This is a genomic window from Streptomyces sp. A 4/2, from assembly GCF_940670765.1.
Classification (GTDB): Bacteria; Actinomycetota; Actinomycetes; order Streptomycetales; family Streptomycetaceae; genus Streptomyces.
On record NZ_CALNVW010000002.1, the window covers coordinates 329,662 to 343,083 of the forward strand.

The window sequence follows — 13,422 nt, forward strand, 5'->3', positions numbered from 1 at the left end:
GCCCCTTTTCGTCACGCGGGAAGCAGGACACAGGAAGCGGGACACGCCCTACGCCCCGGCCTTTTGGCGAAGCCGACATCGGACCGGTCCGCGCAGGCGACGAGGTAGAGCAGGACCAGGAACGGCATGAGCCGCCAGGTCACCGCCTTCATCGTGGTGCGTTCCACGGCGGTCTCCATGGGGCGTTCCTCATGGTTGTGACGATCCTCATTGATCCTGGTCCGCGCCTTGCAGGCACAGGCTGGACCGTATCGTGCTTTGATAGCACCATTAAAGAGCTGGCGGGAATTTCAGAAACGGTCACAGCCCGCCGACCACGGCTACCGCATCGAAGGGTTCACCTCATGGCACCGCAGCTGCGCAGTCGCGCCTGGTTCGGGGACGGCGGGAAGAACGGGTTCATCGCCCGCCACCATCTGCGGGCCATGGGACGCGGCGGCCACAACTTCGACGGCCGGCCGGTCGTCGGCATCTGCAACACCTTCTCCGAGCTGACGCCCTGCAACGGCCACCTCCAGATCATCGCCGACGCGGTGAAGCGCGGGGTGCTCCAGGCCGGCGGCTTCCCGCTGGAGTTCCCGGCGATGTCACTGGGCGAGCCGTTCCTGCGGCCGACGTCGATGCTCTACCGCAATCTCGCCGCGATGGAGATCGAGGAGCAGATCCGGGCCAACCCGCTCGACGCCGTCGTCCTGCTGACCGGCTGCGACAAGACGACCCCGGCCGCCCTCATGGGCGCGGCCAGCGCCGGAGTGCCCGCGATGGTCTTCACCGGCGGCCCGATGCTCAACGGCCGCTTCCAGGGCCGCGATGTCGGCTCGGGCACGGACATCTGGCGGATGACCGAGGAACTGCGGGCGGGGACGATCAGCCAGGAGGAGTTCACCGAGTTCGAGTCCTCGCTGAACCGGTCGGCCGGTCACTGCATGACCATGGGCACCGCCTCCACCATGGCCTGCCTCACCGAGGCCCTCGGCATGATGGTGCCCGGCGGCTCCGGACTGCCCGCGGTCGACGCCCGGCGCGGCACGCTCGCCGAGGAGACCGGCGCCCGCGCCGTGGAGCTGGCCACCAGCGATCTCACACCGCGACGGATCATGACCCGGGAGGCGTTCGAGAACGCCATCCGCATCAACGCGGCCATCGGCGGCTCGACCAACGCCGTGGTCCATCTGCTCGCCGTCGCGGGACGGCTGGGCGTGCCGCTCGCCCTCGACGACTTCGACCGGCTCGGCGCCGAACTGCCCCTGCTGGTCGACCTGATGCCCTCGGGCCGCTTCCTGATGGAGGAGTTCGCGTACGCGGGCGGGCTGCCCGCACTCGTCAACGATCTGCGCGAGTACCTCCACCGCGACACCGTCACCGTCACCGGCCGCTCGCTCCTGGAGAACTGCGCGGGTGTGGCGGTGTACGACCGCGAGGTCATCCGCCCCTTCGACAACCCGGTGCTGCCCGCGGGCAGCGGTACCGCCGTGCTCCGCGGCAACCTGGCTCCCGACGGAGCCGTCATCAAACAGTCCGCGGCAGCACCGCAGTTGCTCAGCCACACCGGGCCCGCGCTGGTCTTCGACTCCCTGGAGGAGTACCTCGCCGTCGCCGAGGACCCGGACCTCGACGTCACCGCCGAGACCGTCCTGGTGGTACGGAACACCGGCCCCCGCGGCTATCCCGGCATGCCCGAGGTGGGCAACCTCGCGCTTCCGAAGAAGCTGCTCGACGCGGGGGTGCGGGACATGGTCCGCATCTCCGACGCGCGGATGTCCGGGACCGCATTCGGTACCTGTGTGCTGCATGTGGCGCCCGAGGCGGCTGTCGGCGGGCCGCTCGCCCTCGTACGGACCGGGGACCAGGTCTGTCTCGACGTCCCCGGCCGTCGCCTGGACGTCCTGGTGGACGATGCCGAGCTGGAGCTGCGCCGGAGCGGCTGGACGGCGCCCGAGCCGCCTGTGGAGCGTGGCTGGACCTACCTGTACACCCAGCACGTGACGCAGGCCGACACCGGCGTCGACCTGGACTTCCTGGTCGGCTCGACCGATTCCACCCCGCCGCGCCAGGCCTTCTGAGGAGTCCGCCATGACCGACGTACCCACGACCGACCGGACCGGGCTGACCGGGCTGACCGGGCTGACCGGCAGGACTTACGCCGACCGCACCGAGACGCTGGTGCGCGGCGTCTCGCCCGTTCTCGAAGTGCCCTTCCACGACAACGGCGATCTCGACCCCGCGGGCTTCACCACCGTCGTCGACCGGGTGCTCGCCACCGGCGTCAGCTCGGTGATGTTCCCCGGATTCGCCGGTGAGTTCCACAAACTCGACGGCGCGGAGCGGGAGTTGCTCACCGGTCTGCTGCTCGACCGCACCCGGGAGCGGTCCGACGTCGCCGCTATCGTGTCGGTGCCCGACCACGCGACCCGGCACGCCGTGGCCCAGGCCCGGTCGGCGGCCGAGCGGGGCGCCGACGTGATCAACGTGCTGCCGCCGCACTTCCTCGGCCCGTCGCGCGACGCCGTACTGGCCCACGTACGGGCGGTGCTCGCCGCTGTCCATCCGCTGCCGGTCGTCGTGCAGTACGCCCCCGCGCAGACCGGTACCGCACTGGACGCCCCGACCCTGCGCCTGCTCGCCGCCGAACACCCCAATCTGCGCTGGGTCAAGGTCGAGTCGTCGCCGCCCGGCCGACTGATCGCCGCCCTCGCGGAGGGCGACCGGCCGCTGCCCGCGCTCGTCGGCCTCGCCGGGCTCCAACTGCCCGACGCCCTGCGGCGCGGCGCGGTCGGGGTCCAGCCGGGGTGTTCCTTCACCGAGCTGTACGTCGAGCTGTGGCGCCGCTGGGAATCGGGGGACGAGGACGGGGCTCTCGCGCTGCACACCCGGATGCTTCCCTACCTGTCGTACTGGATGCAGGGCGTGGAGCTGATCGTCGCCGCGGAGAAGGAGATCTCGGTACGCCGTGGCTGGTTCGGTTCGGCGCACTGCCGTGCGCCCGGTCACCGTCTCGACCACGAGGAACTGCGTCTGATCGACCGGTTCTGCGCCGAATTCACCGATCTGATACCGGAGTTGACGCGATGAACGGCCCGGACTGCCCCGGCGGTGCGGGCGGCCCCGACGGCGTGGGCGGCGTGGGCGGCCCCGCTCTCGTCACCTGTGGCGAGGCCATGTTGCTGATGCTGGCGGAGCCCGGCATTCCGCTGGAGCGGGCCACCGCCTTCCGCCGTTCGATCGCGGGCGCGGAGTCCAATGTCGCGGCGGGTCTCGCCAGGCTGGGACACCCGGTCCGCTGGCTCGGCCGGGTCGGCGACGATCCGGCCGGGCGGGCCGTGCTGGCCCAGCTGCGCGCTGACGGCGTGGACACCTCGTACGCGACGACCGATCCGGCCGCGCCCACCGGACTGCTGCTGCGCGACAGCCATCCGGCCCGAGCGATCGATGTGCAGTACCACCGGACGGGCTCCGCCGCCTCGCTGCTCACGCCGGACGAGCTGACACCGGAGATGCTCGGCGGCGCCGGGACCGTCCACCTCACCGGCATCACCCCGATGCTGTCGGACTCCGCCCACCACGCCACCCTGCGGCTGTTCGAGCTGGCGCACGAGGCGGGGGCCGCGGTCTCCTTCGACCCGAACGTGCGCCTGAAGCTCGGCACTCCCGCCCGGTGGCGCGAGGTCGTCGGCCCGCTCCTGGAACGGGCCGATCTGGTGCTGGCCGGCGAGGACGAGCTGGAGCTGCTCGGTGTGCCGGGTCCACCGCGGCTGCTCGCGGCCGGGGCGCGCACCGTGGTGGTCAAGCACCGGGACAAATCGGCCTCCTGCCATACGCGGGAGGCGAGTTGGCGGCAACCGCCCTTCCGGGTGCCGGTGACCGACCCGGTGGGCGCGGGGGACGCGTTCGCCGCGGGGTTCCTCTCCGGGGTGCTCCGCGCGGAGCCGTACGAGGTCTGTCTGCGCGAGGCGGCGGCCGTCGCCGCACTGGTCGTGCAGTGCGCCACGGACACCGACGGGCTCCCCGACCGGGCGGGGCTGGACCGGGCGCTCGCCGCGTTCACCGGCGGCGCCGAGACCGTCCACCGCTGACCACCCCACCCCGCCCCCTTCCTCCGAGGAGAGCAACGTCATGGACCACATGTACCGCTGGGAGACCGTCCGGGCCGTCACGGCTCAGCGCGTCTTCGGCATCGTCCGCACCCCCGGCCCCGAGAAGGCCGTCGTCGCGGCCGGCGCCGTACTGGACGCCGGGCTGCGGGCCGTGGAGATCGCCCTCACCACCCCGCGCGCACTGCGGGCGGTGGCGCAGCTGACCGAGCAGCGCCCCGGCGCACTGGTCGGAGCGGGCACCGTGCTCGACGGGGCCGCCGCGCGGGCGGCCGTGGAGGCGGGCGCCCGCTTCCTGGTCTCGCCGAGCCTCCACCCGGAGGTGATCCGTACCGGACACCGCTACGGCGTCCCCGTCTTCCCCGGTGTGAGCACCCCGACCGAAATGGTGCGGGCCCTGGAGGAGGGGGCCGACGCGCTGAAGCTCTTCCCCGCGTCGGCCGTGCCGCCGTCCTGGCTGCGCGATGTGCGGGCCGCCCTGCCCCAGGCTCCCGTGATACCCACGGGAGGTGTGACAATCGAGAACGCACCGGAGTGGATCGCGGCCGGCGCCGTCGCCTGCGGCATGGGCTCGGCGCTGACCTCGGGGGGCGCAGAGGCGGCGGGTGAGCGGGTGACCGCCCTGCTGGGCCGCCTCGCCGCAGCCCGCTGACCACGCCGGACCGGACGCATCGGCAGTCGCATCGGCAGACGGGGAACGACGTGGAGCTTCAGGGCCTGCACGGGCAGGTGGTCGACCGGATCGGCCAGTCGCTCGCGGCGGACGAGATCCGTGCGGGTGAGGTGCTGCGCCTGGAGGACGTACAGGAGCGGTACGGCGTCTCCCGCACCGTGGCCCGCGAGGCCGTACGGGTCCTGGAGTCGAAGCGGGTCGTCACCAGCCGCCCCCGCGTCGGCATCACCGTCCGGCCGCTGGCCGACTGGAACCTGTACGACCCCCAGGTCATCCGCTGGCGTCTGGCGTCCCCGCGCCGCGCGACACAACTGCGCGAACTGGCCGAACTGCGGGCCGCGGTGGAGCCCTCGGCTGCCGCGCTGGCCGCAACGGGCGCCGACGACGCGGCCAGGCGGGCCCTGAACGCGCACGCCCAGGCCATGGCGGGCGCGGCCCGCGCCGGGGACAGCCGGGCATTCATCGCCGCCGACGCGGCGTTCCACCGGGAACTGCTCACCGCGTCGGGCAACGGCATGTTCGCCCAGCTCTCCGAGGTCACCGAGGAGTTGCTGGTGGCCCGGCGCGATCTGCTGCTGATGCCCGACCAGGTGGACCTGGCGGCCGTGCGCAGGCACCAGGAAGTGGCCGACGCGATCGCCGAGGGACGCGCCGCCGACGCGGCCCTCGCCGTGGGCACGGTCGTGGACGCCGCCCGCAGCGAGGTCGAGAAGCTCCTGCACGGCAGCTCGGCCTGCGCCCTGGGCGGCTGACGGACGGGACGGGCGGGACGGGCGGGACCGGCGGCCCGGACGGGCCCTACGACCGCACCCGTTTCCTGCGGCTGCGCCCCTTTCTCGTGGCTGCACCTTTCCCGTGCCTGCACCTTTCCTACGACTGCGCGCCCTCCGCGATGGCTGACGTCACCTCCGCCACCCGTTCCGTCTCCTCCTGGGCGAACCGCTCCTGGTCGAGCCGCTCCGCTATCTCCTCGTCCTGGGTCATCAGCAGGTCCAGGTTGGAGTCGCCCATCTCGAAGACGCCCATGTCGAGATACGCCTTCTGCAGGCGCTCGCCCCACAGACCGATGTCCTTGACGCACGGCACTATCCGGCTGAACAGCAGCTGACGGAAGAGGTGCAGGAACTCGGACTGCTCGGAGAGCTCCTCGGCCTCCTTCTTCGGTATGCCGAAGTTCTCCAGGACCTCCACGCCGCGCAGCCGGTCGCGCATCAAGTAGCAGCCCTCGATGACGAATTCCTCGCGTTCGCGCAGCTCGGCGTCGGTCAGCTGCTTGTAGTAGTCGCGCAGGGCCATCCGCCCGAAGGCCACGTGCCGGGCCTCGTCCTGCATGACGTACGCCAGGATCTGCTTGGGCAGCGGCTTGTCCGTGGTGTCGCGGATCATGCCGAACGCGGCGAGCGCGAGGCCCTCGATGAGGACCTGCATGCCCAGGTACGGCATGTCCCAGCGGGAGTCGCGCAGGGTGTCGCCGAGCAGGGCCTGGAGGTTGTCGTTGACCGGGTAGAGCATCCCGAGCTTCTCGTGCAGGAAGCGGCCGTATATCTCGGCGTGCCGGGCCTCGTCCATGGTCTGGGTGGCCGAGTAGAACTTCGCGTCCAGGTCGGGCGCGGACTCCACGATCCGGGCGGCGCACACCATCGCGCCCTGTTCACCGTGCAGGAACTGGCTGAACTGCCAGGACGTGTAGTGCTTGCGCAGCTCGCCCCGGTCGCGGTCGGTCATCTTCGCCCAGTGCGGCGTGCCGTACAGCGTCAGCGCCTCGTCGGGGGTGCCGAGCGGATCGTAGGGGTCCACTTCCAGGGACCAGTCGATCCGCTTCGCGCCGTCCCACTGTTTGTCCTTGCCCTTCTGGTAGAGGGCGAGCAGGCGGTCGCGGCCGTCGTCGTACTCCCAGCTGAAGCGGGCCGAACCGGACGCGGGTATCTGCCAGTTGGGTTCGACGGGGCCGTTGGTGTAGAGCTCATGCGTCGACATACTTGGCAGGCTCACACGTTGGTAGACGCCGGGTCAACAAGTCGCGCACAAGGGATTGACTCACCTTACTGACAAGCCGTCTCATAAGAGATGACCACCGGTAACCCCAAGCGCGAGGTGCCCTCAGAGATGACCACAGCGACCGAACGCGAAGTGCTCCGCGACGCCCTCGGCCTGCTCAGGGACCGTGAACAGGTCGCCGAGCGGCTCCTCGAATCGTCCGCGAAGCACTCCTTCGACCCCGACAAGGAACTGGACTGGGAGGCACCGGTCGAGGACGGCAAGTGGTTCTGGCCGCCGGAGCTGGTCTCGCTCTACGACACCCCGCTCTGGCGCCGGATGTCCGAGGACCAGCGGATGGACCTCGCCCGGCACGAGGCGGCCTCGCTGGCCTCACTAGGCATCTGGTTCGAGATCATCCTGATGCAGCTGCTGGTCCGGCACATCTACGACAAGTCGGTGACCAGCAACCACGTCCGCTACGCGCTCACCGAGATAGCCGACGAGTGCCGGCACTCCATGATGTTCGCCCGGATGATCCAGAAGGGCGGCGCACCCTCGTACCCGGTCCCGCGGATGTACCACAACCTGGCGCGGGTCCTCAAGACCGTGTCCACCACGCCGGGTTCCTTCGCCGCGACCCTGCTGGGCGAGGAGATCCTCGACTACATGCAGCGACTCACCTTCCCCGACGAGCGGGTACAGACCCTGGTGCGCGGCGTGACCCGCATCCATGTGGTCGAGGAGGCGCGCCATGTCCGGTACGCCCGCGAGGAGTTGCGCCGCCAGATGGTCACGGCCCCGCGCTGGGAACAGCACTTCACCCGGGTCAGCTGCGGCGAGGCGGCCCGGGTCTTCTCCACCTGCTTCATCAACCCGCAGGTGTACACGAACGTCGGCCTGGACCGCCGCGAGGCCGTCACCCAGGTCAAGGCCAGCGGCCACCGCGCCGAGGTGATGCAGAGCGGCGCGAAGCGGCTGACCGACTTCCTGGACGACATCGGCGTACTCCAGGGGGTGGGCCGCAGGCTGTGGGTGAGTTCGGGGCTGCTGGCGGGGTAGGGGGCGCTGGGTACCGCTGACGTGAGGTCAATTTTCGGCCAATCTCATCCAGGATCCCACATCTTTTTCACAGGTCCCACACAGGTAATCCCCAGTGTCTGCCCCGGAGTTACGCGTCCTCGGAGATCTATCGGTTCGCTGACGCGTTCGAGTCAGCACCATGGTTGCCTCTTGTAGCACCCCGTTGGCCTGTGTCTATGGTGCGTGCCGCCCCTCGGCGGGGATCGCGACCACACCCCGCCGGTGGCGTTGACCGGACTGGCATGCCCGGGTGCCGCACAGCACCTACCGGCCCGCTGATTGCTCAGCGGGCCGTTCTGCTTCCCTTCGGCGTGCCCTTCGCCTTCAGAAGGGATCCTCCGATGCACCCAAGGCCACGGTTCCGCATGCCCGGATTTCGAAGATCCGGCATCCTGACCCCCGTCATCACGTCCGTGGCCGCCCTGGCCGTTCTCGGCGGGCCGGCCGTCCGGCCCGAGTTGACGGATCTCGGACGGGATGCCGCGTCGGCGAGTGACTCGTACGACTGGTACGAGGACACGGCTGCCGAGCAGTTGCGCCAGGACGAGTGCCTGATGGGCGATGTGCTGCGGCTGGGCGGGCCCTCCATGGCCCAGACCGCGCAGGGTGGCCTCAACCAGCCTGCGGACGCGCTCCATGCTCTGGCCAACCGGGAGTACTGGGAGAAGACCCCGCTTGCGGACGCGTACGCGGCGGACCGGGACGCGGCGAGCAAGGAGATGGACGCTCTCAGCGCTCTCCAGGATGGCTGGCAGAAGCCACTTTCAGGGCTGGAGAATCCGGCCGGCTTCACCAACGCCGACTTCCACTGGCCCCCGGGGTCGCCGGGTGACGGGAAGCAGGACTTCTACGATCAGACCGGTCTGGGCCAGTGGGTCGCCGACCGCTTCTGGAAGGACGAGGACGGCTTCTACGAGGACTCCACCCCTGCGGCTGACGGAAAGACCCTCAAGGCCGTTGACGCCGTGGGCACTCCGCTCTACGGGAAGAACCCCGACCCCACCGGTCTGTCACCGGACGAGTGGAACCGTGCCGTTGCCGAACATGACGCTTTCAAGTGGTTGCACGGATTCACGTCCGAGAACGCGGGTGCGGACAACGCTCGTATCTTTCTTGCGTCCGGCGGCTTCCCGCGCACGGCTCCGCAGCCGGGCACCGCGGAGTACCGGATCGCGGTCGAGGACCTGAAGACCCGGTTCGCCGGGTGCGCGTGGCGTGACCCGATCGATCCGGACAAGGTCCTCGGCGGCATCACGGCCACCGCAGCCACGGAGTGGCAGCAGGAGATCGCCTCCCAGCAGGTGCAGCGCAACCAGATCCTGGACGCGAACACCGGCGCCACAAAGGCTCTTGCTTCCGGGGCGAAGGCGCTGGGCGAGCTGCTGGGACACTCGTGGGCCGCCGACCATCTTGCCCGCTGGCAGGACTACTGGTCGCCGGGAGGTGCCGGTGGATCGGTGACGCGCCGGCAGTGATCGAGGTACACGCGGCCAAGGGCATGTGCCTGGACGTGCAGAGCGCCGCGAAGGCCGATGGCACCCCGGTCCAGGTGTACACGTGCAACGGGTCGGCAGCGCAGGAGTGGCAGGTCTACGGGGACGACCTGGGATTTCACCTGCGGAACGTGAACTCCATGAAGTGCCTCGACGTGAACGGAAACGCCGCGGTCAATGGCACGAAGATCCAGATCTGGGGCTGCCACAGCAATCCGGCGCAGACGTGGGAGTACAACCTTCGGGCCACCACGAGTCTGAAGAACGTGGGCACCGGCAAGTGCCTCGATCTGCACACGTTCGACAAGGGCCTCGACGCGCAGCTGTACACGTGCAACAACACCGCTGCGCAGCAGTTCGACATCAAGCCGTCCGGACACACCGGTGAGGTTCTGCCGAAGGCTCAGTTCGACAAGGCGGCGAAGGGCGTCGCGGACACCCAGGCAGGGGCGAAGAAGCAGCTCGCTCTCCTCAAGGAGCAGGCAGCGGCAGCGAAGAAGGCCGCCACCGACTCGGACGCCGCCGAGCAGGCGGCCTACGCCGTCGCCGACGCCAACGGCGCTCCTCGGGGCCGTGGTCTGCTGGTGGGCCAGCAGAAAGCGCAGGTCACCCAAGGGGCGTCTGCCGCCCTGGACGCGATGGTGAAGGCGGGCGAGACGGCCGAGGCCGCCACCCGCGCATCCGGTGGGGACAGTGAGACCGTCGCGCAGCGCGCGCTGGCTCAGGCCGCGCAGGTGAAGACGGAGTTCCGCAAGGAAGCGGCGCACAGCGCCGAGTTGCAGGCGAAGGCCGCAGCAGATGCGGCGAAGGTCCACCGCGACAACGCGAAGAAGGACAAGGAGGAGGCCGAGGCCAAGCTCGCCGAGTCCCTGAAGGCGGAGAGCGACGCCAAGACGGCTGCCGCTGACGCGCACGCGAAGCGGCTGGCCGCCGAGGCCGAGGAGCAGACGGCCAAGGCGGAGAAGGAGACGGCCGCCGCCAAGCAGGCCGAGGCCGCACAGCACAAGAAGAACGCCGAGGGCGAGGCGACCAAGGCGAAGGACGCCAAGGACAAGGCCGAAGCCTCCGAAGCCACTGCCGTCGCGAAGAAGAACGACGCGGTCGAAGCCCGCGACAATGCCAAGGCCAAGCGTGATGACGCGTGGGAGGCCGAGCAGAAGGCCGACGCGGTCCGCGCGAAGGCGGACGCGAAGGACGCCTACGCCGATTCTCTGGACTCGGGCGAGGCAGCAGATGCTGCCCGCAGTGCTGCCGATGACGCGGACAAGCACGCGGACGACGCCGAAGCAGCCGCAGGAAGGGCTCGTTCCGAGGCCGACGCCGCAACCACGGCAGCTGCGGACGCGGACGCCGCGGCCACCCGCGCCGAGGCGGCAGCCAAGCGTTCCCGCGCCGACGCGGACGGAGCGCAAGCGGCGAAGGTGAAGGCCGACGCCGCGGTCAAGACCGCGACCAGCGCCGCGGCCGACGCGATCGAGGCCGCCAAGCACGCCGCCTCCGAGGCGAAGACGGCAGTCGAACTCGCAGACGCCGCCGAAGCACAGGCCAAGACCGCCAAGTCCCATGCGGACACAGCGAACAAGGAGGCAGGCAAGGCGCTGGCGGCAGCGGCGAAAGCCGCCGGTTTCGCGCATGTCACCGCCCAGGCAGCCGAAGACGCCGGGAACGCAGCCGCGCAGGTCGCCGAACCCGCGAACGATGCCATCCAGCTCGGCTCCCCCTACATCACCACCGACTCGGCGGCAGGCCTGGTCGTACTGACCGGGCAGGCTTCCAAGACGATCGCCGAGCAGCAGAAGGCCGTCGCCGACGCCCACGCCAAGAACGCACAGGAGGCAGCGGCCACCGCCAAGGCCCTCGCCGACCAGGCGCAGGGTGACACCAAGGCCGCCTACCAGTCCGCCGCCAACGCCGCCGGGTATGCCGCTGACGCCCGCACGTATGCGAAGGATGCCCTCGGCTACGCCGCCGACGCCGCCAACGCCGCCGCCAAGGCCAGCGCGTCACTGGCCCGCACGGTCACCTACGACAACCAGGCCACCGCCGACGCAGCAGCGGCCGACAAGGCAGCAGGAGGCGCCGAAGGCTACGCCAAGGACGCCCGCGATTCCGCCGACGCCGCCGAACTCGACGCGTCCGCCGCGCGCTCCGCCGCCGCCCAGGCCGAACAGGATGCCAAGGACGCGCGTGCAGCGGCCGACCGAGCCGACACCGCAGCGACCGAAGCCGAACAGGCCGCGAAGGACGCCGACAAGTACGCCAAGGATGCGCAGGAATCAGCCGACCGGGCCGAAAAGGCCGAGAAGGCCAAGCAGATCGACACGGGCACCATCCCCGATACAGACGGCGGCTCCATCGGTAACACGTTCTACGTCATCGACCACATCGAGAAGGTCGGAGATCCGGAGGTCGTCAAGAAGACAGCCAGCTGCGACAACATTATCGACAAGCTCTTCTACAAGGGCGACTGCACGATCACCGCGAATATCCGGTACAAGGCGATACTCGATCTTTACCTGTGCACCGCACAGGACTTGGACGCGCAGAAGTTCACGTGCCCTTCCGGAGAGACGATCTATCTGGATCAGTTCCCGACCAAGGAACAGTCCCAGACGGTCACGCACACCATCACGATCGCGGAATACCAGGAGAACATCGACCCGGTCGACATCCTCTTCGGCAGCTGGATCAAGTGCGCCCAGCTCTTGCCCGGCGGTGCGAGCGGCAGTTGGAGCGGCTGCGCCTGGGCTTCTCTCGACGTCGCTTCGCTGTTCGCGGGCAAGATCCTCCGGCCCATCGCGGACGCAATCAGGGCGGCCGATGCCGCCGCCAGGACCGGCATCGGCTTCGCCGACGCCTACAACGGGCTACGCGCCCTCGGCCTGCCGAAAGACGCCATCGCAGGCGTCAGCAGGTCGGTGTTCCAGAGGCTGCGTTCCGCCTGTATGAAGGACAGCTTCCCCGCTGGAACGCGTGTGATGCTGGCCGGTGGAGCATCCAAGCCGATCGACATGATCAACCCCGGCGACCGTGTGCTCGCCACGGATCCGAACACCGGCATCACAGGCTCGGCGTCGGTCACGGCGACATTTTCTCATCCGGCAGACCGGCTCCTTCAGATCACGCTTGCCGATGGCGAACAGATCCTGACCACTCCGGGGCACCGGATGTATGTGCCGGGACACAATTGGGTCAAGGCATCCGGCCTGCACGCGGGCGACTTTCTGCGTACTACCTCCGGCGCCGGGGACGAGGTCACCGGAATTCGCCCGATAACCACACCGCAGACTGTGTGGGACTTGAGCGTCGCCGACCTGCATACCTTCTACGTACTCGCGGACAAGACCCCCGTACTCGTTCACAATATCAACTGCACAGATTACGCAAATATAGCGCCGAGCGGATTCGGAATCCTCGCCAGCATCGACGAAGAAGGATACGTATCAATGGCCGTCAACAAGGGGCCAGGCACACCGAGCGGAGGTGAAATGTTCAACGCCGCCCTCGCACATTTCGGCGACAAGGTGAAGGGTTTCAAGGCATACTGGCAGGACGGCGGAGCCCTCAGCGACAACCTGAACTCCTTCAATAAGGCAATTCAGGAGGGTGCATCGCTCGAAGAGGCGGCACTTCGAAATACTTTCTCAGGGAAGATGTGCCAGAAAGCAGGCTTCACCAATGTGGAAATCACTGAACTACGGGGAATGCCGGGTCATTACACCAGCGTAGGCGTGAAATTCCACTAGCGAACCAGCTCGCGCGTACGAGATGGTGTACGCACAGCGGGACAAGACAGACCAGAACGAAAATACAGGTGCGAAATGGACCAGCTAGAGAAAATTTCAGACGAACTGAAGGCAGCTCATGCCGAAGGGAAGAACCCTATAGAACTAGCACTACTTTCCAGAGGCAGGCTGGGTTCAGCGTTCGGCACCATCTCCTTCATTGCCTGCTTCCGGAGGGCTTTCGGCATTCCGCTGCCAGTCCTTCAGCGGGCGCAGGCATGGGAGCGGTTCGGGTGGGGTGAAGTGCACATTACTGACGAAGAATTCTCCGCGCTCCTCTCACCTTGGCTCACCGAACAGTGAGCTTTTTCAACCTTGCC

The 13,422-nt window shown here is 68.8% G+C and carries 9 protein-coding genes and 1 pseudogene; 8 read left to right on the forward strand and 2 right to left on the reverse strand.

Annotation, left to right across the window (positions count from 1 at the left end; translation table 11 throughout):
• Window positions 1-11: 11 nt before the first annotated feature.
• The gene (locus tag NBY69_RS02125) at window positions 12-179 is read right to left on the reverse strand and encodes a hypothetical protein (protein ID WP_250297859.1); all 168 of its coding nucleotides are present in this window, start codon (window positions 177-179) and stop codon (window positions 12-14) included.
• A gap of 165 nt (window positions 180-344) precedes the next feature.
• On the opposite strand from NBY69_RS02125, the gene NBY69_RS02130 reads away from it, so the two are divergent.
• The 5 genes from NBY69_RS02130 (at window position 345) to NBY69_RS02150 (ending at window position 5,516) form a co-directional block, all read left to right on the forward strand.
• Entirely contained in the window at window positions 345-2,063 is a 1,719-nt protein-coding gene (locus NBY69_RS02130) for an IlvD/Edd family dehydratase (protein ID WP_250297860.1), read from the forward strand.
• A gap of 10 nt (window positions 2,064-2,073) precedes the next feature.
• Window positions 2,074-3,072, forward strand: a complete 999-nt coding sequence (locus NBY69_RS02135) for a dihydrodipicolinate synthase family protein (protein ID WP_250297861.1) — start codon at window positions 2,074-2,076, stop codon at window positions 3,070-3,072.
• Window positions 3,073-3,158: 86 nt separating this feature from the next.
• Window positions 3,159-4,073, forward strand: coding sequence for a sugar kinase (locus tag NBY69_RS02140; RefSeq protein ID WP_250298019.1), 915 nt, complete (start codon window positions 3,159-3,161; stop codon window positions 4,071-4,073).
• Between the two features lie 49 nt (window positions 4,074-4,122).
• On the forward strand, window positions 4,123-4,743 hold the full coding sequence (locus NBY69_RS02145; RefSeq protein WP_250298020.1) for a bifunctional 4-hydroxy-2-oxoglutarate aldolase/2-dehydro-3-deoxy-phosphogluconate aldolase: 621 nt from the start codon (window positions 4,123-4,125) through the stop codon (window positions 4,741-4,743).
• A 50-nt stretch (window positions 4,744-4,793) separates the two neighbouring features.
• The gene (locus NBY69_RS02150; RefSeq protein ID WP_250297862.1) at window positions 4,794-5,516 is read left to right on the forward strand and encodes a FadR/GntR family transcriptional regulator; all 723 of its coding nucleotides are present in this window, start codon (window positions 4,794-4,796) and stop codon (window positions 5,514-5,516) included.
• Between the two features lie 118 nt (window positions 5,517-5,634).
• Here NBY69_RS02150 and NBY69_RS02155 read toward each other — a convergent pair whose 3' ends face one another.
• Window positions 5,635-6,741, reverse strand: coding sequence for a ferritin-like domain-containing protein (locus NBY69_RS02155; RefSeq protein WP_250297863.1), 1,107 nt, complete (start codon window positions 6,739-6,741; stop codon window positions 5,635-5,637).
• Between the two features lie 129 nt (window positions 6,742-6,870).
• Between NBY69_RS02155 and NBY69_RS02160 the strand changes: the two genes are divergently transcribed.
• From NBY69_RS02160 to NBY69_RS02170, 3 genes and pseudogenes are all read left to right on the forward strand, one after another.
• Window positions 6,871-7,803: a diiron oxygenase gene (locus tag NBY69_RS02160; RefSeq protein WP_250297864.1), complete on the forward strand. Its 933-nt coding sequence runs from the start codon at window positions 6,871-6,873 to the stop codon at window positions 7,801-7,803.
• 362 nt (window positions 7,804-8,165) lie between these two features.
• A pseudogene (locus NBY69_RS02165) lies at window positions 8,166-13,063 on the forward strand (ricin-type beta-trefoil lectin domain protein).
• Between the two features lie 75 nt (window positions 13,064-13,138).
• Window positions 13,139-13,405 carry a hypothetical protein gene (locus tag NBY69_RS02170; RefSeq protein WP_250297865.1) on the forward strand — a complete coding sequence of 89 codons (267 nt, stop codon included), beginning with the start codon at window positions 13,139-13,141 and terminating at the stop codon, window positions 13,403-13,405.
• Window positions 13,406-13,422: the final 17 nt, after the last annotated feature.

Bases quoted from the DNA above. Each gene is read 5' to 3' on its own strand.
- NBY69_RS02125 (WP_250297859.1), bottom strand. From the start codon at position 179: ATGGAGACCGCCGTGGAACGCACCACGATGAAGGCGGTGACCTGGCGG.
- NBY69_RS02130 (WP_250297860.1), top strand. From the start codon at position 345: ATGGCACCGCAGCTGCGCAGTCGCGCCTGGTTCGGGGACGGCGGGAAG.
- NBY69_RS02135 (WP_250297861.1), top strand. From the start codon at position 2,074: ATGACCGACGTACCCACGACCGACCGGACCGGGCTGACCGGGCTGACC.
- NBY69_RS02140 (WP_250298019.1), top strand. From the start codon at position 3,159: ATGTTGCTGATGCTGGCGGAGCCCGGCATTCCGCTGGAGCGGGCCACC.
- NBY69_RS02145 (WP_250298020.1), top strand. From the start codon at position 4,123: ATGTACCGCTGGGAGACCGTCCGGGCCGTCACGGCTCAGCGCGTCTTC.
- NBY69_RS02155 (WP_250297863.1), bottom strand. From the start codon at position 6,741: ATGTCGACGCATGAGCTCTACACCAACGGCCCCGTCGAACCCAACTGG.
- NBY69_RS02160 (WP_250297864.1), top strand. From the start codon at position 6,871: ATGACCACAGCGACCGAACGCGAAGTGCTCCGCGACGCCCTCGGCCTG.
- NBY69_RS02170 (WP_250297865.1), top strand. From the start codon at position 13,139: ATGGACCAGCTAGAGAAAATTTCAGACGAACTGAAGGCAGCTCATGCC.